Annotated in this window: 21 protein-coding genes; 9 read left to right on the top strand and 12 right to left on the bottom strand. The window is 69.4% G+C overall.

The features are described 5' to 3' along the window. Entirely contained in the window at nucleotides 1-1,581 is a 1,581-nt protein-coding gene (locus AB0E69_RS34220; RefSeq protein ID WP_360155906.1) for a glycosyltransferase family 4 protein, read from the bottom strand. A 742-nt stretch (nucleotides 1,582-2,323) separates the two neighbouring features. Between AB0E69_RS34220 and AB0E69_RS34215 the strand changes: the two genes are divergently transcribed. Both AB0E69_RS34215 and AB0E69_RS34210 read left to right on the top strand, forming a co-directional pair. After that, on the top strand, nucleotides 2,324-3,376 hold the full coding sequence (locus AB0E69_RS34215; RefSeq protein WP_360155903.1) for a Gfo/Idh/MocA family oxidoreductase: 1,053 nt from the start codon (nucleotides 2,324-2,326) through the stop codon (nucleotides 3,374-3,376). 104 nt (nucleotides 3,377-3,480) lie between these two features. Next, nucleotides 3,481-5,094, top strand: a complete 1,614-nt coding sequence (locus AB0E69_RS34210; protein ID WP_360155900.1) for an amidase — start codon at nucleotides 3,481-3,483, stop codon at nucleotides 5,092-5,094. Nucleotides 5,095-5,099: 5 nt separating this feature from the next. Here AB0E69_RS34210 and AB0E69_RS34205 read toward each other — a convergent pair whose 3' ends face one another. The 9 genes from AB0E69_RS34205 to chvE form a co-directional block, all read right to left on the bottom strand. Next, nucleotides 5,100-5,708, bottom strand: a complete 609-nt coding sequence (locus AB0E69_RS34205) for a class II aldolase/adducin family protein (protein ID WP_360155897.1) — start codon at nucleotides 5,706-5,708, stop codon at nucleotides 5,100-5,102. 20 nt (nucleotides 5,709-5,728) lie between these two features. Beyond that, nucleotides 5,729-7,246 (bottom strand): L-arabinose isomerase, encoded by a 1,518-nt coding sequence (gene araA, locus AB0E69_RS34200; protein ID WP_360155894.1) that lies wholly within the window; start codon nucleotides 7,244-7,246, stop codon nucleotides 5,729-5,731. Between the two features lie 70 nt (nucleotides 7,247-7,316). Then, nucleotides 7,317-7,994 (bottom strand): L-ribulose-5-phosphate 4-epimerase, encoded by a 678-nt coding sequence (locus AB0E69_RS34195; RefSeq protein WP_360155891.1) that lies wholly within the window; start codon nucleotides 7,992-7,994, stop codon nucleotides 7,317-7,319. Continuing rightward, nucleotides 7,991-9,655, bottom strand: coding sequence for a ribulokinase (araB, locus tag AB0E69_RS34190; RefSeq protein WP_360155889.1), 1,665 nt, complete (start codon nucleotides 9,653-9,655; stop codon nucleotides 7,991-7,993). Before araB ends, AB0E69_RS34195 begins: the two co-directional genes overlap by 4 nt. 116 nt (nucleotides 9,656-9,771) lie before the next feature. After that, on the bottom strand, nucleotides 9,772-10,755 hold the full coding sequence (locus AB0E69_RS34185; protein ID WP_360155887.1) for a LacI family DNA-binding transcriptional regulator: 984 nt from the start codon (nucleotides 10,753-10,755) through the stop codon (nucleotides 9,772-9,774). A 32-nt stretch (nucleotides 10,756-10,787) separates the two neighbouring features. Next, nucleotides 10,788-11,834, bottom strand: a complete 1,047-nt coding sequence (locus AB0E69_RS34180; protein ID WP_360155885.1) for a LacI family DNA-binding transcriptional regulator — start codon at nucleotides 11,832-11,834, stop codon at nucleotides 10,788-10,790. 56 nt (nucleotides 11,835-11,890) lie between these two features. Then, nucleotides 11,891-13,141, bottom strand: coding sequence for a multiple monosaccharide ABC transporter permease (mmsB, locus tag AB0E69_RS34175; protein ID WP_360155882.1), 1,251 nt, complete (start codon nucleotides 13,139-13,141; stop codon nucleotides 11,891-11,893). Beyond that, nucleotides 13,138-14,676: a multiple monosaccharide ABC transporter ATP-binding protein gene (mmsA, locus tag AB0E69_RS34170; protein ID WP_360155879.1), complete on the bottom strand. Its 1,539-nt coding sequence runs from the start codon at nucleotides 14,674-14,676 to the stop codon at nucleotides 13,138-13,140. Before mmsA ends, mmsB begins: the two co-directional genes overlap by 4 nt. Before the next feature lie 54 nt (nucleotides 14,677-14,730). Continuing rightward, entirely contained in the window at nucleotides 14,731-15,855 is a 1,125-nt protein-coding gene (chvE, locus tag AB0E69_RS34165) for a multiple monosaccharide ABC transporter substrate-binding protein (RefSeq protein ID WP_360155876.1), read from the bottom strand. Nucleotides 15,856-16,141: 286 nt separating this feature from the next. On the opposite strand from chvE, the gene AB0E69_RS34160 reads away from it, so the two are divergent. Genes AB0E69_RS34160 through AB0E69_RS34150 form a run of 3 tightly spaced genes read left to right on the top strand, consistent with a single transcriptional unit; the run spans nucleotide 16,142 to nucleotide 18,626 of the window. After that, nucleotides 16,142-17,122, top strand: a complete 981-nt coding sequence (locus tag AB0E69_RS34160) for a helix-turn-helix domain-containing protein (RefSeq protein ID WP_360155873.1) — start codon at nucleotides 16,142-16,144, stop codon at nucleotides 17,120-17,122. Between the two features lie 31 nt (nucleotides 17,123-17,153). Continuing rightward, nucleotides 17,154-17,900: a metallophosphoesterase gene (locus AB0E69_RS34155; RefSeq protein ID WP_360155870.1), complete on the top strand. Its 747-nt coding sequence runs from the start codon at nucleotides 17,154-17,156 to the stop codon at nucleotides 17,898-17,900. A 3-nt stretch (nucleotides 17,901-17,903) separates the two neighbouring features. Further along, nucleotides 17,904-18,626, top strand: coding sequence for a sulfite exporter TauE/SafE family protein (locus AB0E69_RS34150; protein WP_360155867.1), 723 nt, complete (start codon nucleotides 17,904-17,906; stop codon nucleotides 18,624-18,626). A 62-nt stretch (nucleotides 18,627-18,688) separates the two neighbouring features. Here AB0E69_RS34150 and AB0E69_RS34145 read toward each other — a convergent pair whose 3' ends face one another. Continuing rightward, the gene (locus AB0E69_RS34145) at nucleotides 18,689-19,819 is read right to left on the bottom strand and encodes a helix-turn-helix transcriptional regulator (protein ID WP_360155864.1); all 1,131 of its coding nucleotides are present in this window, start codon (nucleotides 19,817-19,819) and stop codon (nucleotides 18,689-18,691) included. 233 nt (nucleotides 19,820-20,052) lie between these two features. On the opposite strand from AB0E69_RS34145, the gene AB0E69_RS34140 reads away from it, so the two are divergent. Genes AB0E69_RS34140 through AB0E69_RS34125 form a run of 4 tightly spaced genes read left to right on the top strand, consistent with a single transcriptional unit; the run spans nucleotide 20,053 to nucleotide 23,693 of the window. Continuing rightward, a complete protein-coding gene (locus tag AB0E69_RS34140) occupies nucleotides 20,053-21,198 on the top strand; it encodes an FAD-binding oxidoreductase (RefSeq protein ID WP_360155861.1) in 1,146 nt (381 codons plus the stop codon). After that, the gene (locus AB0E69_RS34135; protein ID WP_360155858.1) at nucleotides 21,108-21,446 is read left to right on the top strand and encodes a hypothetical protein; all 339 of its coding nucleotides are present in this window, start codon (nucleotides 21,108-21,110) and stop codon (nucleotides 21,444-21,446) included. Before AB0E69_RS34140 ends, AB0E69_RS34135 begins: the two co-directional genes overlap by 91 nt. 4 nt (nucleotides 21,447-21,450) lie before the next feature. Continuing rightward, on the top strand, nucleotides 21,451-22,812 hold the full coding sequence (locus AB0E69_RS34130; protein WP_360155855.1) for an MFS transporter: 1,362 nt from the start codon (nucleotides 21,451-21,453) through the stop codon (nucleotides 22,810-22,812). Nucleotides 22,813-22,856: 44 nt separating this feature from the next. Next, a complete protein-coding gene (locus AB0E69_RS34125; protein WP_360155852.1) occupies nucleotides 22,857-23,693 on the top strand; it encodes a hypothetical protein in 837 nt (278 codons plus the stop codon). 354 nt (nucleotides 23,694-24,047) lie between these two features. Here the strand turns inward: AB0E69_RS34125 and AB0E69_RS34120 are convergent, their stop codons facing one another. Beyond that, nucleotides 24,048-25,427, bottom strand: coding sequence for a hemopexin repeat-containing protein (locus tag AB0E69_RS34120; RefSeq protein ID WP_360155849.1), 1,380 nt, complete (start codon nucleotides 25,425-25,427; stop codon nucleotides 24,048-24,050). Nucleotides 25,428-25,431 lie beyond the last annotated feature (4 nt).

Raw genomic sequence — 25,431 nt, 5'->3', positions numbered from 1 at the left:
TCAGATTCCGAGGATGGTTCGGAGCGACTTCTCCAGCTCGACGTCCTCGATCGGTGGCGTGGGAGCGAGCCGGCGGCCGAGGAGGTCGGCGTACAGGTCGCGGAGGTGCTGTGACTGGGTCTCCCAGGAGACCTCTCGGAGCAGCTCAGGTTTGGTGGCGTTCTCGCGGTACGTGTCCCGGTCCTCCAGCACGCGGGTGACGGCGGCGGCGAGGTCGGTCGGGTTCTCGGCCTCGAAGACCTCGCCGATACCGGTCTGCCGGACGAACTCCTGCAGGCTGGGCATGTCGCTGGTGACGATCGGCAGGCCGGCAAAGATGTACTCGAAGACCTTGTTCGGCAACGCCATCTCGTGACTCGGGAACCTGAGGATCGGGATCAGCCCGATGTCAGCCTGTTCGAGGAACGGCACCACGTCGTCCGGTGGGACCGGGTCGAGGTAGTGGACCCGGTCGTCGACGTCGAGCTTCTCGGCGAGCGCTTGCAGCTCGTACACCGGCCGCATCTCGACGGTCGGCACGCAGACCACAGCCAGGTGTACGCCGGGGAGCTCGGGCAGCGCCTGGATCGCCGTCTCGACGCCGCGGGCCCGCGTGACGCCGCCGCTGTAGACGAGCAGCGGGACGCCCTCGGGGATGCCTTGCCGGATGCTCGGAACCGCCGGCCGGTCGTCCTGCTCGAGCCGCGGGCTGTTCATCACGACCGTGGGTTCACGGGGCAGCTCGTGCCGCTGCTGCAGGGCCCGCGCAATCGCCGGGCTGACCGTGACGACGCGATCCATGTACCGGATGAACTCCGCCTCGTGCCGCGACCAGGCCGCGATGAGCCGCGGGGTCCGTGGCGGGTACACCGAAAGTCCGGGAACGAATTCGTGAGCGTCGTACACGGTCTTCACGCTGTGACCGCGCAACTGCGCGCGCCCCGCCGCCCGCGCCGCGACGCCGATCACGTGCATGTCATGCGCGTGAATAACGTCCGGTCTCGTCTTGTCGAGAATGTCACCGAAAATCGTCTCGTAATCGTAGGCCTCCGGGATTTCCGTGCGCCAGCTCACTCTTTTGCTCTTGGCCGTTCGGGCATCCCAGCGGCGCCAGATGTTTCCGGTCGTTTTGACTTGCCGGCGCGCGACATTCAGCCGCAGCCGGGTGGTCACCGCGGCCACTTGCCACCGCTTCGCCAGCACCACCCGCTTGGCGACACCGACCTTGAACGCCACACCGCTCAACTGCCCGGCCCTGCGCTGAGCGACCGCGTGGCCCGCCGCCGCCTTCAGATCCCCCCGCCGAGCCCGCACCCGCGCCGCCCGCGCCACCAGTGCAGCCACCGCTTCCCCACTCCGCGAGCCCCGCCGCCCTTTCCGCCGCCGGGTCCGGTCGTCCCGCAACACGAACCGCCCGCGAACCAGCACCTTGAGCACCCCGTTGCCCATCCGCTCGACCGACGCCGTCCCGTCCCTGACAACCCCGAACAAGGTGACTCTGACACCCGCACCGGCGAGCGCATCAGCCTCCTTCAAAACCCGCGTGTCATTCACGATGTCATTGGCCACCATCATCACCACATGCGGTGCGACTTCACCCACGAATATCCCCTCTGCCGTCCCCAGACATACCTCAGCCCAACGGGAACGTGCATTTGCTCGCCCGAATTCAGCACCCCCGTCCAACACCGGTGAAACGCATCCCACCCGGCCGCCGGTTGCATCACCCCGCCAACCTCTAGATGGACCCACGCACCCGGAAGTTGCCGAGGCCTCAACCACCCAGACGCACCACCACCCCCAAACGCTGCGTCCCCGAGCCAGTCCCGCGCTGATCGCGAGCCGGGCGGGGGCGACGCACCACGAGGACTGGGCGTGGCACGACAGCCGACCACCGACAACACCCGTGGCCGCGTAGCACCGCACTGGGTCAAGCACCTGCACCACTCACCAGCAGTACGACGAGTAGTACGCCGGCCCGGTGTAGTCACCGCGAGCGCAGCGAGCGAACCCCCGGCACTCGCCGGGAACACCGGGGCGCCCGCCCCGAACAAACAGGGTGGGTGGGGCGGCGCGTAGTGCGGCGACGAAGGAGCCGTGCGTAGCACCGCGATGGGACTACCACCTGCACCACCCACCACGAGTACGACGTGTAGTGCGCCCGCCCGGGGTAGTCACTCGCGAGCGGTAGCGAGCAACTCGCCAGCGCTAGCTGGCAGGAGGCCGGCGGTAAGCCGGAGGGTAGGTGGGAGCGGGCGTAGTGGGCGCGTCGGAGGAGCGCAGCGACGACAGAGCGGCCGCGGAGCACGCGTGGGAGGACCCTGGGCTGGTTAGGGTCAGACAGATGACGGTCACCTATCAGTTCGAGTACTCCGAGCGGTTGCGGTGCGCGTTCATCGGGGCCGGCGGCCACTCGTACCGCAACGTCTATCCCACGTTCCAGTACGCACCCGTCGACCTGGTCGCGGTGTGCGACGTACAGCTCGACCGGGCCCGCACCTACGCGCGCACGTTCGGCGCGCCGGCGGCGTACGACGATCACCGGGAGATGCTCGCGGCCGAGCGGCCGGACGCGGTGTTCATCGTGACGTCGTACACGGAGGACGGCGACGTACAGGCGACCGCGCTCGCCGAGGACTGCGTGCGTGCGGGTGCCCACGTCTGGATGGAGAAGCCGACGGCGGCCGGGCTCGCGCAGCTCGACCGACTGCAGGCGGCGGCCGACGAGACCGGGCGCACAGTGATGACCGGCTTGAAGAAGATCTTCACGCCGGCCATGGAGAAGGTGAAGGCGATCATCGGTACGCCGGAGTTCGGTACGGCGTCCTCGATCTCGGTCCGCTACCCGCAGGCCCTGCCGGCGCCGGCCGATCGGTCCGACGACGTGAAGATGATCGGCTTCCTGGACCACATCTTCCACCCGGCCGCGGTCCTCACCCACCTGATGGGACCGGTACGGCGACTCAGCTACGAGTGGGAGCCGCGGACCGGGTCGAGCGTGTCCAGCCTGTTGTTCGAGTCGGAGGCGATCGGGACCCTCCACCTCGCCGCCGGTTCCGCGGCGAGCGCTCCCCTCGAGCGCGTCGAGGTCGTCGGCGACGGCGCCAACGTGGTTGTGGAGAACGGAGTACGGCTCACCTACTACCGCCCGGGCGCCGACCTGCCGTATGGGCGTTCCGCCTCGTTCATCACCGCCGACGAGGTCGCTCCGCTGCGCTGGGAACCGGAGTTCTCGCTCGGGCAGCTCTACAACAAGAACCTCTTCTACCTCGGCTACGTCCCCGAGGTGGTCCACTTCTGCGAGAGCGTGCTGGCCGGGAAGCCACCGGAGAAAGGCACCCTGGCCGACGTCCGCGAAATCCTCAAACTGTACGAGCTGTACCGCCGGACCGATTGAGGTGGCTCTCGCGCTACCCCGGTGGTAGCTGCGCGGGGATGGTTCGGCCTGCAGGCGGGCGGATGTGATGGGGATGGCACATTCGACGGTTGCAGAGGTGGGACATGACGATTGGCAGGATCACGGCCGGGCGACGCGGCGTACTGGGGTTTGCGGTCGCGGCGGCCGCGGCTCGCTGGATCGCGCCGGAAGCGAACGCGAACGGCGTGGCGCCGTCCCTGGACGACACCGACATCACCGAACTCGCCCAGCGGATGGCGGCCGGCCAGATCACCGCACAACAATTGACGCAGTACTACCTGCACCGGATCGACAGCATCGACAGGCGAGGGCCCGGCCTGCACGCGGTGATCGAGGTCAACCCCGACGCGATGCGCGAGGCCCGGCGGCTGGATGCCGAGCGCAGCGCCCACGGAGTGCGCGGTCCCTTGCACGGCCTGCCGGTGCTGGTGAAGGACCTGTTCGACACAGCGGACCGGATGCATACGACGGCGGGTTCCTACGCCTTGGAAGGATCACGACCGCAGTCCGACTCGACCGTGGTGGCCAGGCTGCGCGCGGCCGGTGCGGTCCTGCTCGGCAAGACCAACCTGAGCGAGTGGGCCGGCGGCATCTCGCTCACGCACCACGCCGGCTGGAGCGCTCGCGGCGGTCAGACCCGGAACCCGTACAAACTCGACCGCTCGCCGAGCGAGTCCAGCTCCGGCTCCGCGGTGGCGGCCGCCGCGAACCTGTGCGCCGCCGCCATCGGCACCGAGACGAACGGGTCCATCCTCGACCCGGCGTCGGCCAACTCCGTCGTCGGCGTGAAGCCCACCGTGGGTTTGATCGGCCGCGGCGGCATGATCCAGGGCGTCCCGAGCCAGGACAGCGCCGGCCCGATCGCCCGTACCGTGCGCGACGCCGCGATCGTGCTCGGCACGCTGGTCGGCGTCGACGAGCGCGATCCGGCCACTGCGGCGAGCCGGGGACATTTCCACCTCGACTACACCCGCTTCCTGGACGCGGACGGGTTGCGCGGTGCGCGGATCGGCGTACCCCGGCAGGTGTACTTCGGGTACAGCAACCACGCCGATGACATCGCCGAGCAGGCGATCGAGGTACTGCGCAACGCCGGCGCCACCGTGGTCGACCCGGCCGAGATCGCCACCGCACAACAACTCGACGAGACCCCGACCTCCGTCGTCGTCCAGGCCTACGAGATCAAGCGGGCCTTCAACACCTACCTGTCGCGGACGCCCGGCGATCATCCGCGCAGCCTGACCGAGCTGATCGAGTTCAACCGCGCGAACGCCGACCGCGAGCTGCGCTACGTACGACAGGACGGGCTCGAGGCGGTCCAGGCGCTCGACTACACCGAGACGGAGTACCGCGAAGCCCTGGCCACCAACCACCGGCTGTCGCGCGACGAAGGAATCGACGCCGTACTGCGCCAACACCGCCTCGACGCACTGGTGATGCCGAGCACCGCCCCACCGGGCAAGATCGACCTGGTCAACGGCGACAGCTACAGCGGCGACAGCTCCACTCCCGCCGCACTGGCCGGCTACCCGGCGATCACCGTGCCCGCCGGATTCGCCTTCGGGCTACCGGTCGGTCTCACCTTCATGGGTACGGCGTGGTCCGAGCCGGTGCTGCTGCGGCTCGCCTACGCGTACGAACAACACAGCAAGGCTCGCCGCCTACCGTCGTACCGACCCGCGGACGTCGGCCTCTGACGCCGTCATCGACGGAGCCAGTCGACGTCCTGTGGATCGAGGGGTTCGGCGGTGCCGAGCTGGCGGCCGAGGTGGATGGTTCGAATCCGCCGCTCGAGCAGTACGGCCGCTTTGACCGCTTCGCCCGCACTCGATCCGACGGTGAACAACCCGTGACCCCTCATCAGCACGGCCGGCGAGCTGCCGCTACGCAACGTACCGACGATGTCTTCGCCACTGCCCGATCCCCCGGGAGCGACCGGGATCCGGCCACCCGCCGCATCCACCGGCAGGGGTGGCACCGGCTCGCCCCGGGCAGCGGCGGCCATCACCAGCGTCGACCGGGTGTTCACGATCACCTGCACCTCGGGCATCTCCCGGTGCACGTCGACGTGAGTGTCACCTCCGGACCACGGGGCGAGCCCGCCGTCGAGCACCTTGCCAGACATGTCGGTGACGACAACCGAATCCGCCGACAGGTCGTCGCGGGAGACCCCGGCGGGCTTCAGCACGACGACGTCGGAGTCCGGAAGGTGAACAGACACGGCAGCCCTCGTGAAGAGCTCGGACTCCGCGCGGTCCGCGACGCTTCGCCGCAGCTCGTCGACCGCTTCGTCAACTCCGGTCAGCTCCATGGCGATCCACCGCCCCGGCATCAGCGGGCTCCGGCCCGGCTGATCCGGTGGTAGACGTCGTTCCAGTGCAGCTCCCGCTGGAACTCGCGGACGGTGGTCGACGCGTCGATGACGGCCAGCTCGACGGACAGCATGTCGGCGAAGTCCTCGTACACCTCGCGGTCGAGAGCCGTCGACAGGACCGTGTGGTGCGGTCCGCCGGCGACCAGCCACGACTCGGCCGAGGTGGCCAACGACGGCTCGGGCTTCCACACCGCGCAGGCGACCGGAAGCCGCGGCAGCGCCTCGTCCGGCTCGACGACCTGGACGACGTTGGCCGTCAGCCGGAAGCGGTCGCCCAGGTCGGCGATCCCGACCACGATCCCGGGCCCGGGATCGGCGGTGAAGCGCAACCGGACCGGATCCTCGCGACCGCCGATCGACAGCGGATGAATCTCCAGCGACGGGCGGGCCGAGGTCAGCGACGGGCACACCTCGAGCATGTGCGCGCCGAGGATCTTCTCCTCGCCCGGCACCAGGTGGTACGTGTAGTCCTCCATGAACGAGGTACCGCCCGGCAGCCCGCCGGCCATCGCCTTGCCGGCCCGCAGCAGCACCGACGTCTTCCAGTCGCCCTCGCCGCCGAATCCGTAGCCGTCGGCCATCAGTCGCTGCACGGCCAGGCCGGGCAGTTGCCGGAGCCCGCCGAGATCCTCGAAGTTGGAGGTGAACGCGCCGAACCGGCCGTCGGTCAGGAACGCGCGGAGGCCCAGCTCGATCTGGGCGCCGTACCGCAGCGACTCGTGCCGGTCGCCGCCGGGCAGCAGCTCGGGCGCGACGGTGTAGGTGTCGACATACTCCTCCACCAGGGTGGAGATCTCGGCACCTCCTACGCCGTCTACCGCGGTGACGAGCTCGTTGACGCTGTACGTGTTGACCGACACGCCGAACCGCAGCTGGGCCTCGACCTTGTCGCCCTCGGTCACCGCGACGTCGCGCATGTTGTCGCCGAAACGGGCGACCTGGAGCGACCGGAGCTCGGCGACGCCGAGCGCCGCCCGGGCCCAGTGCCCGACCCGCGCCTGGACGGTCGGCGACTCGACGTGTCCGGCGACGGTCTTGCGCGGTACGTGCAGCCGGGACTGGATGTACCCGAACTCCCGGTCGCCGTGGGCGGCCTGGTTGAGGTTCATGAAGTCCATGTCGATCGTTGCCCATGGCAACGCGACGTTCGCCTGCGTGTGCAGGTGCAGCAACGGTTTGCGGAGCGCGTCGAGCCCGGCGATCCACATCTTCGCCGGCGAGAAGGTGTGCATCCAGGCGATCACGCCGACGCACTCGGGTGCGCTGTTCGCCGCCAGCATCTGGCGCCGGATCGCGTCCGCGTCGAGGAGCACGGGCTTCCAGACGACCTGCACCGGCAGGCGGGCGTCGGCGAGCCGCTTGGCCACCGCCTGGGACTGTTCGGCGACCTGCTCTAGCGTGCCAGGGCCGTAGAGCCCTTGGCTGCCGGTCAGGAACCAGACCTCGCGAGCGGTCTCGGTGGTGTTCACAGTCATGCGGTCCTTCCGGGTCCGGCAGTGGTCATCGCTGTGGTCAGCGCAGTCCTCGCACTGGTGGGCGCAGTGGTCATCGTTGTCCGTAGACGTTCTGGTAGCGGTCGAACAGGCGGTCGATGTACTCCTGCTCGATCGGGACCGGCTCGCCGAGCTGCCGGGCGAGGTGCACCGTCCGGGCGACGTCCTCGCACATGACGGCCGCCTTGACCGCGGCCTTGGCGGTCGGCCCGATGCTGAACACGCCGTGGTTCTGCATCAGCACCGCCGGCGAGCGCGAGCCGCGGAGCGTCTCGACGATGCCGCGGCCGATCGAGTCGTCCCCGATGATCGCGAACGGCCCGACCGGGATCGGGCCGCCGAACTCGTCGGCGCACATCGTGGTGACACAAGGGATGGGCTCCGCCCGCGCGGCCCAGGCGACGGCGTACGGCGAATGCGTGTGTACGACGCCGCCGACGTCCGGCATCTCCCGGTACACATAGGCCTGCGCCTCGGTGTCCGAGGACGGCGCGTGCTCACCGTCGACGACCTTGCCGTCGAGATCGCAGACGACCATGTTGCCGGGAGTCAGTTCGTCGTACCCAACCCCGCTCGGCTTGATCACCATCAGGTCGTGTCCGGGGACCCGGGCGGAGACGTTGCCCGCAGTCCAGACCACCAGCCCGTTGGCCGGCAGGTGGGCATGCAGCCGGCACACCTCGGCGCGCAGCCGGGTGATGGTGCCGGCGACCTCCGTGACGGCGCTCATTTGGACTCCACGGCAGTACGGCGGATCGCTTTCAGCTTCCGCATCAACCGGTTGTGCCGCCCGAAGTGGTCGTGCAGCTCGAGGTACAGCTCGAACAGCTGGTCGTAGGCCTTGGCCCGTTCCTCGTCCGGGAGATGGACGCCGCGCCTGACCTTGCCCATGCTCTTGGCCGCTGCCGGTACGTCGGGATAGGCGCCGGCAGCCACGGCCGCGTGGATGGCCGAACCCAGCGCCGGACCCTGCTCGGAGTCGATGATCGACAGCGGCAGCCGGGTGACGTCGGCGTAGATCTGCATCAGCAGGGCGTTCTTCGCCAGCCCGCCGGCGATGATCAGCTCCTTCACCGGTACGCCGCTGCTCGCAAAGGTCTCGACGATGACGCGGGTGCCGAACGCCGTCGCCTCGAGCAAGGCGCGATAGCCGTCCTCGGGACGAGTCGCCAGCGTCTGGCCCACGACGAGTCCGGACAGCTCGTGGTCCACGAGCACCGACCGGTTTCCGCTGTGCCAGTCGAGCGCGACCAGCCCGTGCTCAGCCACCGCCTGATCGGCAGCGAGTTTCGTCAGATGCTCGTGCAGCGACTCGCCCGCGGCAGCAGCAGCTTCGTAGTACGAGTGCGGTACGGCGTTGTCGACGAACCAGCCGAAGATGTCGCCGACACCGCTCTGGCCCGCCTCGTAGCCCCACCGGCCCGCGATGATGCCGCCGTCCACCACACCGCACATGCCCGGCACCTCGCGGAGCGTGTCCGCACTCATCACGTGGCACGTCGACGTACCCATGATGGCGACCATCTGTCCCGCGTCCACCGCTTGCGCCGCCGGTGCCGTCACGTGCGCGTCGACGTTGCCGACAGCAACCGCGATACCTTCCGGCAGACCCGTCCACGCAGCGGCCTCGGCGGTCAACGTGCCGGCCGCCGAGCCGAGCTGACCGATCGGGTGTTCCAGCTTGTCGGTGACGAACCGCCCGAAGCCGGGCGCGAGCTGCTCGAGGAAGTCCGCCGACGGGTACCGGCCGTCCTGGAGGATGCCCTTGTAGCCCGCGGTGCAGGCGTTGCGCACGTACTTGCCGGACAGCTGCCAGACGATCCAGTCCGCCGCCTCGACCCAGTGCTCCATCCGGTCGTAGAGCGGGCGATCCTCCTCGAAGAGCTGCAGCCCTTTGGCGAACTCCCACTCCGACGAGATCAGCCCGCCGTAGCGCGGCAGCCAGTCCTCGCCGCGGGCGCGGGCGAGCTCGTTGATCCGGTCGGCCTGCGGCTGTGCGGCGTGGTGCTTCCAGAGCTTGACGTACGCGTGCGGCCGGTCCGCGAACCCGTCGGTCTCGTTCAGCGGCGTACCGTCGGCCAGGCACGGGACCATCGTGCAGGCGGTGAAGTCGGTCGCGATCCCGATCACGCGCGCCGGGTCGATCCCGGACGCGGCGACCGCCGCGGGGACAGCGGTCCGCAGTACCTCGCGGTAGTCGTCGGGGACCTGCAGCGCCCAGTCCGGTGGCAACCGCAGACCGGTCGCCGGCAGCCGGTCGTCGATCACGCCCTGCGCGTACTCGTGGACGCCCGTACCGAGCTCGGCTCCGTCGGACACGCGGACGACGACGGCGCGGCCGGACAGCGTACCGAAGTCGACTCCGACGACGTAGCGCTCCTCAGAGCTCATGCACGGTTCCTTTCTGCTGACATGAGGGTCATCAGTGACGAGAGTGTGAACGCTAACATTCTGCGTTGTCAAGAACTACGGTCCGGATCCGGACAGCGCCTGTTAACGCTAACTGATCAGTGTTGTGGGGTGGCTGTGGAGTCGCGCACGACCAGCGTGGGACGGATCAGCTCGGTGGACGGATCGGCCTCTCCGGACAGCGCCCGCAGGGTCAGTTCGACGGCCCGCCGGCCGAGCAGGGAGAACTCCTGGTTGACGGTCGTGAGCGCCGGCCAGAGGTACGCCGCCTCCGGCACGTTGTCGAACCCGACGACGCTGATCTCGCCGGGCACGTCGCGCCCCTTCTCGTGCAACGCGTACACCAGCCCCATGGCCATCCCGTCGTTGGCCACGAAGACCGCCGTCACGTCCGGGTCCTCGGCGATCCGCAGGCCCGCTTCGTAGCCGCTCCTGGGCAACCAGTCACCGGCAAGCTCCGGGCCCGGCAGAACGTGCCGATCCTCGTGCGCACGTTGCCAGCCCACGCGCCGCTGCCTGGCTTCGGCCCATTCGAGCGGTCCGGTGACATGGGCAACATGACGGTGGCCGAGATCCAGCAGATGCTCCACCGCGAGCCGGGCACCCACCTCCTGGTCGATGCCCACCGCCATCCGCTGCCTATCGCTCACGCCTTGGACGACGACCAACGGCACCGGCATCTCGAGCGACCTGACCTGCACGAGCGCCTCCCGGTGGGCGACCGCCACGACGATCGCCTCGACGGCCTCGTCGAGCAGGCGGTCGACGGCCGCCCGGAGCGACTCCGACGAGAAGTCCTCGACCGCGACCAGCGAGACGTCGTACCCCGCTTTGTGGCCGGCGTCCTGCACCGACACCGCGATCATGCTCGGTCCGTGCAGCACCAGGTTCCCCGAGATCATCCCGATCCGGTGCGAGCGGTTCGTCACCAGCAGGCGGGCAGCGTTGTTACGCCGGTAACCGAGCTCGGCGATCGCGGCCAGCACCCGGGTCCGGGTCTCGTCCCGCACCAGCTCCGAGCCGTTCAGTACCCGTGACACCGTCTGGTGCGAGACACCGGCGGCGGCAGCCACATCCGTCATACTCGGAGCTCGCCCAATACCGTCGCCCGCTCTCACCATGGGGAAATAGTAGGTTTCGGAGCCGCCGGACGCGGTTTCGGCTGCCTCTCCGGGCGAGGCGCGGCTGTCGTACCGCGGACCATCAGACGCGGCTGCACCGGCCGTGGCTGCAGCGGCGTACCGCTGAGGCGCGCGAGAACGGACTGGATGACGCGCCGGCCCAGTTCGGCGAAGTCCTGCCGGACGGTGGTCAGCGGCGGTGCGTAGTACGGCGCTTCCGGGACATCGTCGAACCCGACCACGCTGATGTCCTCGGGCACCCGGATCCCGCCTTCGTGGAGCGCACTGAGCAGGCCTAGCGCCATCTGGTCGTTGGCAACGAAGACGGCCGTAACCTCCTCGCCGCCACGCCGGCGTGCGATCAGCTCACGGCCGGCGAGGTAGCCGGCCGGTGGCCACCAGTCGCCGTGCAGTACGGACGGGACCGGGGCGCCGACTGCCTCGAGCTCCTTCCGCCAGCGGCGCTCCCGGGCATCCGCCTCGAGGGCGTTGGCCGGTCCGCGGACATGATGAACCGTGCGATGACCGAGACCGAGCAGGTGCCGGGTGGCCAGCGCCGCGCCGGCCTCCTGGTCGACCCAGACCGCCAGGTCCTGCCCGGCCCGCTCCGCCTGTACGGCGATCAGCGGCACCCGCGGACTCGTTTCGGGCAACGCGCGGACCGCACCCTCATAGGTGCTCAGCGCAACGACCGCGTCGACGGACTGCGTCGCCAGCCGGTCGACCGCCTCGATCAGGCAGCCGGCGCTGTCGTCGTCAAGCACGGAGACGGTCAGGAAGTAACCGGCCTCGCGCGCGGCGTGCTCCAGCCCGAGCAGGGTCTGGGCAGGCCCGTACTGGCTGACGTTGGCGATCGCGAGGCCGATCGTGCGGGACGACCCGGTGACCAGGGCGCGCGCCGCGCTGTTCGGCCGGTAGCCGAGCTCGGCGATCGCCTCCAGCACCCGTTTGCGGGTCGCCGCGGCGACGTTCGCATGCCCGTTCACCACCCTCGAAACGGTCTGGTGCGACACGCCGGCGTGAGCGGCGACGTCGGCCATCCCGAGGGACCGGGTGGCCCCGGGATCTGCTGGCGTCCCGGAGCTGTCCACGGTCCTCAGCGGCTGGCGCCGGCGCGGCGCTTGTTGTAGATGTCGAAGGCAACGGCCAGCAGCAGGACCAGGCCCTTGACGACGGACTGGGTCGACTGGTCGACACCCATCAGCTGCATACCGTTGCTCATCACCGCCATGATCAGACCGCCGACCATCGCCCCGACCACCGTGCCGACGCCACCCGCGACGGCCGCGCCGCCGATGAACGCCGCCGCGATCGCGTCGAGCTCGAACATGTTGCCGGCCGCCGGCTGGGCGCCATTGGACCGGGACGAGTAGATGACGCCGGCGATCCCGGCCAGGAAGCCCATGTTGACGAAGATCCAGAAGTTGACCTTGCGGACCTTGACCCCGGACAGCATCGCGGCCGACAGGTTGCCGCCGATCGCGTAGACCTGGCGTCCGAAGACGGTGTTCTTCGTCATCAGTCCGTAGGCGATCACGAGCACCGCCAGGATGATCAGGACGATCGGCAGTCCGCGAGCGTGGGCAAGCTGCCAGGCGAAGTACATGACGATCGCGGCGACCACCAGCACGCGGGTGACGAACAGCGGGAACGACTCGACCGGCTGCTCGTACCGGATCCGCGCCAACCGGGTGCGGAACACGCCGAAGGCGTACCCGGCGACCGCGATCGCGGCAATGAGCAGCGTGAATGCGTCGTACCCCTGTCCACCCATCAGGCCGTTCAGGAAGCCGCTGGCGACCTTCTGGTACTCCGCCGGGAACGGCGACAGCGACACGTTGTCCAGCACCTGCAGCGTCAGACCGCGGAACAGCAGCATGCCCGCCAGCGTCACGATGAACGCGGGCATACCGACGTACGCGACCCAGAAGCCGTGCCAGGCGCCGACCGCGGTGCCGACCGCGACGGCGGCAATCATGCCGATCCACCACGGCTGGCCGTGCTGGATGACGAGCACCGCCGAGACCGCGCCGGTCAGCGCCACGATCGACCCGACCGACAGGTCGATGTGGCCGGCGATGATCAGGATCACCATGCCGATCGCCAGCACCAGGATGTAGGAGTACTGGAGCACGATGTTGGTGATGTTGCCCGGGCTGAGCAGTACGCCGTGGGTGAGCGACGCGAACAGCGCCACGATCACCACGAACGCGATGTAGATGCCGCTCTGCCGCAGGTTGCGCATGATCAGGGTGAGCGGATCGCTGGTCCCTACGTGCAGCGCGGCGGCGGAGGCGCTCTCGGCCGGCGCCTGGTCCGTGGGTGCGGACGGTTTGGTGCTGGTCATCCGGCGAGCTCCTTCTCCTTCGTCATGAGCAGCATCAGGTTCTCCTGCGTTGCCTGGCCCACCGGCAGCTCACCGGTGATCCGGCCCGCCGACAGGGTGTAGATCCGGTCGCACATCCCGAGCAGTTCGGGGAGCTCCGAGGAGATGATGACGACCGCCTTCCCCTCGGCCACGAGCCGGTTGACGATCGTGTAGATCTCGAACTTGGCCCCGACGTCGATCCCCCGGGTGGGCTCGTCCAGGATCAGCACGTCCGGATCCGTGAACAGCCACTTGGAGAGCACGACCTTCTGCTGATTGCCGCCGGACAGGGTGCCGACGGTGTCCAGCACGGTGCGGGTCTTGATGTTCATGTCCCGCCGGCCCTGCTCGGCGACCTTGATCTCCTCGTTGCCGTTGACCCAGCCGGCCCGGGCCAGCTTGCCGAGCGCGGCCGCGGAGATGTTGGCGCGGACGTCGGCGATCAGGTTCAGGCCGTACCGTTTGCGGTCCTCGGTCGCGTAGGCGATGCCGTTGGCGATCGCTTCGGCCACGCTGCGGGCCCGGACCTGCTTGCCGTGCACGTACAGCCGGCCGCTGACGTTGCGCCCGTACGAGCGCCCGAAGACGCTCATCGCGAGCTCGGTGCGGCCCGCGCCCATCAGCCCGGCGATGCCGACGACCTCACCGGCCCGCACGTTCAGGGACGCGCCGTCGACGACCTTGCGGGGCTGGACCGGGTGCCACACCGTCCAGTCCTCGATCCGCAGTACCTCGGGCCCGGGCTCGGAGTGCCGGTCCGGGTAGAAGCTGTCGAGATCGCGGCCGACCATGCCGCGGATGATGCGCTCCTGGGTGACCTCGCCCGACCGCATGTCGAGCGTCTCGACCGTACGGCCGTCGCGGATCACCGTGGTGGAGTCCGCGACCGCGGTGATCTCGCTCAGCTTGTGGGAGATCATGATGCAGGTGATGCCGCGGTCCCGGAGCCTCCTGAGCAGGTCGAGGAGGTGGGCCGAGTCGACGTCGTTCAGGGCGGCGGTCGGCTCGTCCAGAATGAGCAGCCGGACGTCCTTCGACAAAGCCTTCGCGATCTCGACCAGCTGCTGCTTGCCGACCCCGAGCTGGATCACCGGCGCGACCGGGCTCTCGTCGAGGCCAACCGAGCGCAGCAGCTCGCGGGCCTCGGCATTGGTCCGGTTCCAGTCGATCAGCCCGCCGCGCCCGCGGCGCTCGTTGCCGAGGAAGATGTTCTCCGCGATCGACAGGTACGGCACCAGCGCGAGCTCCTGGTGGATGATGACGATGCCGACGTCCTCGCTGTCCCGGATGCCGGCGAAGTGCACCGGTTTGCCGTCGAAGCTGATCTCGCCGTCGTAGCTCCCGGTCGGGTAGACGCCGGACAGCACCTTCATCAGGGTCGACTTGCCGGCCCCGTTCTCACCGCAGATCGCGTGGATCTCTCCACGCCGGACGACCAGCGAGACGTCCTCGAGTGCCTTGACACCGGGAAAGGTCTTCGTGATGCCGCGCATCTCGAGCAGTACGTCGTTCATTCCTCCTCCTTCAGCTGGGGCCGGGCCCGGTCGCCGCCGGGCCCGGCCCGTCGGTCACTTCGCCTGACCGGCGGCGACCTCGGCGGCCGTGTAGTAGCCGGTGTCGACGAGCTGCTTCTGGATGTCGGTCTTGAAGACGGTCTGGATCGGCAACAGGTACGCCGGGACGACCTTCACACCGTTGTCGTACGACTTGGTGTCGTTCGACTCCGGCTGCTTCTTCTCCAGGAACGCCACCGACGCGTTGACGGCCTGGGCGGCCAGCAGCCGGGTGTCCTTGAAGATCGTCGAGCTCTGGACGCCGGTGTTGATCAGCTTGACCGAAGCGATCTCCGCGTCCTGACCGGTGATCACCGGCATCGGCTTGGCCGCCGTACCGTAGCCCGCGTTCTGCAACGCGGTGATGATGCCGCGCGAGATGCCGTCGTACGGCGAGAGCACGCCGTCGACCTTGCTGCCGTCGTTGTAGCTCGAGGTGAGCAGGTCCTCCATCCGCTTCTGCGCCGTCTCCTGCAGCCAGCGCAGGGTCGCGACCTGCTCCATCTTGGTCTGCTTCGACTTGACCACCAGCTTGCCGCTGTCGACGTACGGCTTCAGCGTGTCCATCGCGCCGGTGAAGAAGAAGTGGGTGTTGTTGTCGTCCAGCGAGCCGGCGAAGAGCTCGATGTTGAACGGTCCGGTCTTGGCACCCTTCGAGCCGTCCGGGTTCTCCAGGCCCAGCCCGCGCAGCAGCGCCTTGGCCTGGGCGACCCCGACCTTGTAGTTGTCGAAGCTGACGTAGAAGTCGACGTTCTTGCTGCCGCGGATCAACCGGTCGTAAGCGATCACCGGGATCTTCTTGTCGGCCGCCGCCTGCAGCTGGCCGCTGAGCGCGGTGCCGTCGATGGCCGCGATGATCAGCACGTCGGCGCCCTGGGTGATCATCTGGTCGACCTGCTGGGACTGGGTCGGGATGTCGTCGCCGGCGTACTGCAGGTCGACCTTGTACCCCTTCGCCTCCAGCTTCTCCTTGACGGCCTTGCCGTCCGCGATCCAGCGCTCCGACGTCTGCGTCGGCATCGAGACGCCGATCGTCAGATCCGCGGGCTTCTGACTCGCGGTATCGGTGGTTCCGCCCGCCCCTTGCCCGCCGCAGGCCGCGAGGCCGAGCACCAGTAGGGCGCCACTCACAGTGGCCACAAACCTCTTCTTCACAGACCTCTTCCCTCCGGGCACGTCGATTGTTAGCGCTCACATATTGGCGTCGAGACTGGAGCCGGTCAAGACATCGGCAGGACATCGTGGTGTCACGGTCTCGTAACGTCCGCCGCTTCGACCCACGGGAAAGCCATTGCCAGAAAGGGCTAAAGGTGCGTAACCCGATCACGGCGACCTGGCCGGCGAGCCGCAGCCGATCCTCCGGGCAGTTTCTGGACACGCTAACAACTGAACGATCCTCACCCGGTCGGGCGGCATGATGGGCGGGATGATCGAGTACCAGCTGAGTGCGGCGGATCTGGCCGCGGTCCGGTTCGCGGTGTCGCCGTTGAACGAGACCGTGCTCAGCCTGCGCGTCCTGCAGAACCCGGCGCGGTACCCGTTCCACCGGCGCTGGCTCCGGCAGCTTCCCGACCTGGACCGGCTGCCGCACTTCGGCCTCCTGATGTCGTCGTTGAACGATCGCGGCTGGTCGCCCGACTTCCTCAGCCCGGTCCCGCGGACGCAACACCCGTCGTTCGACGAGGAGCTCGCGCTGGTCGCCGGCACTGCGCCTTCGCAGGTCGAAGCGGACCTGGCCGCGATTGCGAACCCGGTCGGCGCTCCGTTGGGGCGGCTGTTGTCGGGGCTGCGGCACTACTGGGCGGCCGCGATCGAGCCGCACTGGCAGCAGCTCAGGGCAGTGCTCGACGCGGACATCGCCTACCGCAGCCGAGTCTGCGTGACGCACGGTTTGGCGACGATGTTCGCGGGCCTCTCGGACCGCCTGACATTCGAGCCTCCGCTGGTCCGCATCACGATCCCCGGCGCCCTGCCCCGTCACGTCTCCACCGCCGGCACGGGGCTCACGCTGATGCCGAGCGCGTTCGCCCTGCACACCGCCGTACCCGCGGATCCCGCCGGTCCCCCGCTGATCATCTACGGCGCGCGTGGCGTCGCGACGCTCTGGGAGGACGGTTCGCCGGCTCCTCCGCGGGCGCTGGCCAACGTACTCGGCGAGACCCGGGCCGGGCTGCTCATTCGGCTCGCGGAGCCGGCCAGCTCCAGCGAGCTCGCGCTCCGTCTCGGGGTCAGCGTCTCCGCCGTCAACCAGCATCTCCGGGCGCTGCGGGACGTCGGTCTTCTGCAGTCGTCGCGGGTCGGGCGGTCGGTGGCGTACCGGCGTACCGCTCTCGCCGACGAGATGCTGCGTTCGGATGAAGCACCTGGCTTCATCGATGGCTCCGGGGTGCCGCCGGGCCGACCATGATTCGGTCTTGCTACCGCCGAGCTGATCTGGAGTGACGTCTGTGGCGTACGCCGTTTCCGATGTGCACGGTCACGTCGACGAGCTGAGATCGGTGCTATCGGCAACTGGTCTGACCGACTCCGCCGGCCGATGGACAGGTGGCCGATCCACGCTCTGGTTCCTGGGCGACTACGTCGATCGGGGCCCTGACGGCCTGGCGGTGATCGACCTGGTGATCGACCTCCAGGCCGGCGCCGCTGCGGCGGGAGGCAGGGTTGGCGCCTTGCTCGGCAACCATGAGGTGCAGTTCCTTGCCGCCCATCGGTTCGGGTACGAGCCGGTGGCCGCGCTCGCGCCGTACCCCGACTGGCACACCGGGTGGCAAGCCTTCGGCGGCCAACAGACCGACCTCGACGGGCTGCAACGCGATCAGCTGGACTGGCTCCGCGGTCTGCCCGCCCTGTCGCGCCACGGCGAAACGCTGCTGATGCACTCCGACACCGACCGCTACCTGGAACTCGGTGCAACCGTCGACACCGTGAACGCCGAGACCGCTCGGGTGCTCGGCTCCGCGAACCTCGACGACTGGGTCCGTCTCTGCGATGTTCTCAGCTCACGTCACGCCTTCCAGGACGACGCCAGGCTCGACCGCGTCCTCGGTTCGTATGCCGCCGACCACCTGATCCACGGCCACACGCCCGTGCCCGCCAACCGCCCTTTCCGGTACGCGGACAACCGCGCCACCGCCATCGACGGCGGCGTCTTCGAAGGCGGCCAACTCCTCCTCACTACCCTCTGAACAGTGGACATCCTGACCCTGCTGATCGCGTCCGCGGCCGCCTTCAGCTTGGCCTTGCTGTCCGCAGTGGCGGGATTCGGCGGCGGGGTGTTGCTGTTGCCGGTATTCACCGCGCTCTTCGGGCTACGAGTCGCCGTACCAATGCTGACCCTGACCCAACTGTCGAGCAACGCGTCCAGAGCCTGGCTCAACCGCCACGACCTGCGCTGGCGGGTCATCGCATGGTTCGCCCTAGGAGCCATCCCCTTCGCAGTAGCTGGCGGCATCCTGCTCAGCCACGCACCACTAGCTCCCCTAAAACGACTGCTGGGCGTCTTCCTGATCGCGGTAGTCGTGTGGCGCCGGCTCCGCCCGTCAGCACCCCGACCGAGCGACCCCCAGTTCGCAGCCGTCGGCGCAGCCTCCGGCCTAGGCTCAGCCCTCCTCGGATCCGTCGGCCCGCTGACCGCCCCGTTCTTCCTCGCCTACGGCCTGACCCGAGCCGCCTACATCGGCACCGAGGCCACCAGCGCCCTGATCATGCACCTCACCAAACTCACGACATACGGCGCCGGCAACCTCATCACCCACCAAACCCTCACCTACGCCCTCGCCCTAACCCCAGCCACCCTCCTAGGCACCTGGACCGGTAAACACCTCACCACCCACCTAACCGACCACCGCTTCACCACCCTCGTAGAACTCGGCCTCCTAACAGCCGGGGCCTTGTTCCTCATCGGCTTCTGAGCCACCAACTGTTGTTCCGAGGACAACAACGAGCTGGCACGAGTGCGCGGACGGCGAGGAGATCACCCGTCGACGCGCATCACGCGATCGGTCCCCAGGGGCTCGTAGTGCTCGGTGAACAGCTTCGCCACCAGCTCACCCCGGCTGGACACCCGGGTCTTGTCGAACACCGCCTTGATGTGGTCGCGGACGGTGTGCGGGGACAGGAACAGCTTCGCCGCGATCTCGCCGGTGCCCAGGCCGCGCTCGACGAACTGGGTGATCTCCAGCTCCCGCTCGGACAGCTCGTAGGCGGCGAACAGGATCGGCGCCACCTCCGACGGGTTGGCCGCGTCGACCACTATCGCCGTCTGCCCCAGCGAGCCGTCGGCGTTGGTCAGGCACGAGGCGTGGCACTGGAGCCAGGTGTTGGCGCGGGTGCGGACGCGTACCCGCGCGCTGCCGCGGTCCCGGCCCTCGGCGATCGCGCGGGCGCGTACCACGACCCCGTGGACCCACGCGGGCAGCCGCAGCCCCAGCCGGGTCGGCACCCCGGGCCCGTCCGCGATCTGAGCGAGGTGGTGGCGGGCCTCGTCGTTGACCGACAGCAATGCGCCCTCCGGGTCGAACAGCAGCAGGCCGGGGCCGGGCACGACGTCGGTCGGAACCGCGGGGACCGGCTGGGCATAGGACCGCAGGCGGTGCGCCAGCGGCGTCGACAGGCCGGCCAGGAACTCGATGTCGGCCGGCGTGAACGGCATCTGGCCCTGCTCGCGGAACAGGCTCACCGTGCCCCACGTGTGGCCGGCGGCGGTGCGCAGGACGCTCCGCAGCTCGTCGTCGAAGCCACGCGGACGCAGGTACTGCCGGTAGAGCGCGCTGCGACCGGGCAGGTCGCCGGTGGTCTCCCGCAGGCCGGCCGCCGACACCGGCATCCGGGCCACCTCGTGGAACGGGTTGACGCTCTCGGAGAGCAGTTCGCTCTCCCAGAACACCGCGCAGCCGTCCTCGTCGAGGTTCTCCACCCGGATGGGCGCGGTCATCAGGCCGGTCATCGGATCGGTGGCCCGCCAGACGGCGGCCGCGAACGGCACCACCTGGCGCAGCCGGGGCGACACCTCGGCGAACAGGTCGAGGACGTCACCGGCCCGGTCGGCCCCGGCCAGCAGCTCCTCTCTGGCCCGCAGCCGGTGTGACGCCGTCGACCTGCCCATGCCGCACCTCGCCTCTCTCGATGGCCCACGATTGTTCGCGGTACGCCGTGTCACTCAAGTGTTCGCGGTACGCCGTATGACTCAAGTATCCCGCGGCGGCGGTGCGCGCGCCCTCCCTCAATCGAGGGGGTGCCAGGGCCCGGGAACCCCCGCGTCGCGGGATGGGACCGGACCACGTCCGGCGCGATCGTGGATGTCGACCACGGTGACGGCCACCCCGTCAGGAGGATGCGATGCGAGTTCCCAACACCGCGGCCCGCCCGCCCGGATCCCTGGCGCTTGCCGAGCTGGTCCGTGGCCCGGTCCTGTACCCCGGCTCGCCGGAGTACGTGGCCGAGTGCGCGACGTTCAACCTGATGGTGCGGCACCACCCCGCGGTCGTCGTGGGCGCCACGGGCGTCGCCGACGTCATGGCCGCGGTCCGCCACGCCGCCGCGCACGACCTGCCGGTGGCCGTGCAGGCCACCGGGCACGGGGTCAGCCTGCCTGCCGACGGCGCGCTGCTGATCAGCACCCGCCGGATGACCGGCGCGCAGGTCGACCCGCAGACCCGGCTGGCGCGCGTCGAGGCGGGCGTGCGCTGGGAGCAGGTCATCCACGAGGCGGCGGTGTTCGGCCTGGCCCCGCTCAACGGCTCCTCGCCGCTGGTGGGCGTGGTCGGATACACGCTCGGCGGCGGCATGGGGCCGCTGGGCCGCAAGTACGGCTACGCCGCAGACCACGTGCGCGGAATCGAGGTGGTCACCGCGGACGGGCGCCTGCACGAGGTGTCCGACCTGCGCGAACCGGACCTGTTCCGGGCGCTGCTCGGCGGCAAGGGCAACTTCGGCGTGGTCACCGCGGTGGAGTTCGAGCTCGCGCCGGTGTCGCGGCTGTACGGCGGCGCCCTGTACTTGGCCGGCGAACACGCGCCGGAGGTGCTGCGGACGTGGTGGCGCTGGGCCGACGAGGTCGACGACGAGACGACGTCCTCGATCGCGCTGCTGCGGCTGCCTGCGGTGCCCGACGTCCCCGAGCCGCCGCGCGGCAGGCTCACCGCCCATGTACGGATCGCCCACCTCGGTTCGGCCGAGCAGGGGGAGCGGCTCGTCGCCCCGCTGCGCGGGGTGGCGCCGGCACTGATCGACTCGGTCGGCGAGATGCCCTACTCGGCGGTCGCGCGGATCCACGAGGACACCACCGTGCCGGTCGCTACCACGAGCGCAACATCATGCTGCGCGAACTCGACGACAGCGCGCTGGACGCGCTGCTCGCGCTCGTCGGCCCCGGGTCGGAGTGCCGCGACCCGATGGTCGAGATCCGCCAGCTCGGCGGCGCGCTGGGCCGGCCGCCGCGCCGGCCGAACGCGGTCGGCAACCGCGACGCCGCCTTCTGCCTGACGACGCTGTCCCCGCCGGACGACGACGGGATCGGTCCGGAGCTGTTCGCCGCGCTGCGGCCATGGAGCACCGGCCGCAGGTACCTCAACTTCCTCAGCGGACCGGACACTGCCGAGCTGGTCCGGGATGCCTACGACGCGACGACATTCGACGCGCTGCGCCGGGCCAAGGCCGTCCACGACCCGGGGAACCTGTCCGGGTCAACCACAACATTCCCCCGCAGACACACCGACACCCGGGACCGGTGACACGATGACCAGGACCGAACCCACCGCGAACCGCACCACCACCGAACCGGCTCGCCGGCCGAGCGCCGCGCTGACCGGCGTCCGGCTCGGGCTGCTGATCGGGCCCATGGTGTTCGGCGTCTCGGCGGGCAGCCTCGCGTTGCCCAACACCGCGACCGCCCTGCACGTGGACCCGTCGGCAACGGCCTGGCTGCTCGCCGCCTACGCCCTCACCCAGGGCACCTGTACGGCGCTGTTCGGCAGGCTGTCCGACGCGCGCGGTGTGCCGCGCACCCTGGTCATCGGCGCCGCGCTGCTCGTCGTCGGCGTCCTGACCTGCTTGCTCGCGCCCGACGTCGGCGTACTGATCGCCGGCCGACTGGTGCTGGGCAGCGGCGCGGGCGCGATGACCGCCTCCGCGTTGTTCCTGGGCGCGACGTGGCCGGAGTCCGACCGCGGCGCGGTGCTGGCGACGATGGCGGCGACGATGTCGGCCTTCGTCGGCAGCGGAACGATCGTCGGCGGCCTGGTGACCTCCGCGCTGTGGTGGCGGCTGACCCTGGTACTGCCCGCGCTGTCGCTGGTCGGCGTCCTCGTGTGCCTGCGGCTTGCCGCCGCGCGCTCCGAGCGGTCCGGCAAGCCGGTCGACATCCTCGGCGCGGGCCTGCTGGTGGTTACCGCCGCCGGGGTCCTGGTGCTGATCCAGGCCAAGACCCTGGCGCTGCCCGCGGCCGTGGTGGTCGCGACTGCGGTGGTCGCCGTACTCGCCGCGGCTGGGCTCGCACTGTGGATGCGCAACCGGCCGGCGGGTTTCGTGCCGCGGGAAGTCGTCGCCGTGCCGGCGTTCCGCGCCGCCGCGCTGATCGGCTTCGGCGCGTTCGGCGGCCTGTACGCGATCCTCTTCGCCGCGCCGCAGATCCTCGTGCGCGGCCACGGGTGGACCGTGCTGGTCACCGGCCTGGCGCTGCTGCCGCCCGCGGTGCTCGGCGCGGCGCTGTCCCGGCTCGCCGGCCGGATGAGCGCCAAGCTGGGCGGCTACCGGCTGCTGACTCTTGTCGGTGTGCTGTTCGCCGCCGCACTGGTGGGCACGGCGCTCACGGCCGGCGCCGTCGCGGCGACCATCACCGCGGTGGCGGTCGGGCTCGTCGCGTTCGGCATCTCGCAGGCCCTGCTGATCGCCAAGGTATCGGCGACCGCGCCACCCGGGCTGCGCGGCGCGGCGACCGGTCTGCTGCAGCTGACCCACGTCACCGGCGGCGCCATCGGTTCCGCGGTGGCCGGGGCGCTGTCGCTGCCGCTGGGCGTGCCGCACGCGCTGCTGCCGATCGCCCTGCTCCCGTTGGCGGGCGCCGCGGTCGCGGCCGTGGCGGGTCACCGTATCGAGTGATGCACCCACCGAGCCATGACCCGAGGCGCGATTAGCCTCCGGTCATGGCCGATCGTTGGTGGCGCCGCAACCCACGCGAGGTCCTGCTCACCGACCCGGCCCTGGTGCTACCCAAGTACGTCGAATGGCTCGGCCGCTACATCGCGAGCGGTGGCGAACCGACGCACTACCACAACTATCCGTTCAAGCAGGTGAGCTCCGGCTATCAGCGCGGTGGCACGGTAACTCTGGATCACACGAGTCCGAGTATCGTCGTCACGGATCGGAACACCGAGGTTGTCCGGGCACCGGACGACGACGAGTACCCCCTCCCGGTCACGGTCCTGCGCTACGAGGACGCCCTGCCGAAAGAGATCGACACGCCCGAAGGACCGGCGAAGCTCGATCCCCCACTCACCACGGTCCCGGAGCGGCGGCACCGCATGGTCGCGGTCTTCTCGGACCCCGAGTTCGACGCCGTCCTCAAGCCGGAACACCACCAAGAGCGACGAAACCAGATCGCGGCGGACAGGCTCCTGGCTGAGAACGGCGACTTCCCCTTCGGGGATCCACCGGATCGGGAAGACGTCGAATCGGCGCAGCTGGCGGACGCGGACGTCGAGCTCCTCACGTCGGCAACGTTCAAGGACGCCGTACGTTTGCCGTCCGGTCTCGTGATCAGCGGCGAGACGGCCACCGAGCTCCGCCGGCAACTGCTGGCCACGAACCCGGAACCGGCCGACGAGCGGACCGCGCGGGATTTCCAGGCCGCGTTGGGGACCCGGGAGTCGCCGGCGGTCGCCGACGCCGCTGGTGCCACCAGGCCCGCCAAGCCAGCCGAGGAATCGACGGTTGCCACCCACACCGATCCGAGGCGTCACGGCAAGTCGCGCGAGCTCTGATCAGGGCAGAGCAGCGTCTTGCCGATGGTTGTGCGAGTTCGCGTGCGAGTACGTCCAGCGCCCCTCCGGGGAGCTCCCGCCAATCAGCCGGATCCGGCTGAAGGCTGCGCGCCGTACCCGAGGAAGCGCCGCCCGGCGGCCATCGTCACATTGGTTGCCGTGAGCAACGGAACCGGTCAGCTGCCGACGATTCCGGTCGCCGCCACGGCCAGCACCCGCCCGCCGGGTCTCGACCTCATCCATGATCGGGAAGACCACGCTCGCCGGTACAGCCCGCTCGGCGTACCCGACCCACCCGCCCGGACGCCGGCGCCAGGAACGAAGGGCGGCGCTTCTACCGCACGCCGGCCCCGGTCAGTCGTCGGCGTCGAAGAAGACGAGTTGGCCGTTGAGGGCGGTTTTGCGGTGGCGTTGGAGGTTGTCGTGGCCCCAGGGGAGTGCGTTGAGGTTCTCCCAGATCGGGCTGAAGTGCTCGTCCTCCAGCTGCTGCTCCTTGAACGGGTCGGAGCTGAAGACGTCCGTCTCGTCAGTGACCCGCATGCCCGGGTTGTCGCAGGCTTCAGGGCGCCGCTGCTTGCCGCTCTCGGAGTACCCGATCGTCGTGAACGCCGTGACGGGGTGGCCGGCCCAGATCGCGGACAGCGGCTCGATGAGGTTGTCACCGGAGTCACCACGTCCGGCGTTGCAGCCGAGCAGGATTATCGGTGCGCCGGGCTCGAGCATGCGGGCGATACGCACGAGCTGAGGCGTCAACTCGAGCAGGGTGAACGACGACAGTTGCTTTCCGTCGAAGACTTCGTTGCTGACGTCGAGTTGCCCTGGCAATCCGTGGGCGTTGATCGCGAGGCGGGTGATCGAGCCGGCCCCGATGGTGGCCGATCCGGCGCCGTCGTCACCGTAGAAGTCTGGGATGACCGCCCGCTCGAGCGCGTCCGCCAGCCCCTGAAGGGTGCTGAATTTCATGCCCAGCTGCCAGCCGGCTTGGCCACGCGATGTGCCACCAGGGTAGGCGATCACCCGGTTGGCTCCCGCTTCGAGGCGGGCGTCGCTGCAGACCAAGAGCGGTGCACGCTTGTGCTCGGCCCAGACGGCGAGACCGGTCGGCCAGCCGGCGCTGGTCGGCAACGGATAGCCCTCGTCCGCGCGGTCGTTGGTCCAGTCGTAGCGCACGTACTGGTCGCCTTTGAAGAAGTACGCCTTGTCGTGGCCGACGACTTTCGGCGCGTCACAACACGCAGTCAGGCCGCTGGTAAAGCCGTCCCCGAGGCTCCACGCTGAAATGGGCTTGATCTCCTGATCGACACCGAGAGAGGTCCAGTCGACCCGGGCGTAGATGTCGTCCTTGAAGAAGTACGCCTTGTTCTTGAAGGCGCCGAGTCCGTTGAACGCGACGTCCACACCGCTGGCGAAAGGCTCCGGGAGGCCCCAGCCTTTGGCGATCGAGTTCGGCCCGCGGTCGATGGTGTCCGTACGCCAGTCGTAGCGCACGTACTGGTCATTCTTGAAGAAGTACGACTTACCGGTGAAAGCCGCTTGGCCGTCGAGTGCTGCATCCACGCCGGCTGCGAAACCACCCGTGACATGCCACAGATCCATCGAAAGCGGATACCCGGCTTCGCCATAGTCCTTGCCGAGGTCGTAGCGCCAGTATCGGTCGCCGGAGAAGAAGTACACCTTGTCTGTGTTGTTGGGGTTGCGAATGCAACCGCGCGGCGAATCCGGGAGTGCTCCCATAACG

Source organism: Kribbella sp. NPDC026611 (assembly GCF_040638345.1).
Classification (GTDB): Bacteria; Actinomycetota; Actinomycetes; order Propionibacteriales; family Kribbellaceae; genus Kribbella.
The sequence above is the reverse complement of the archived record's forward strand: the minus strand, read 5'-3'. Positions and strand labels throughout refer to the sequence as shown.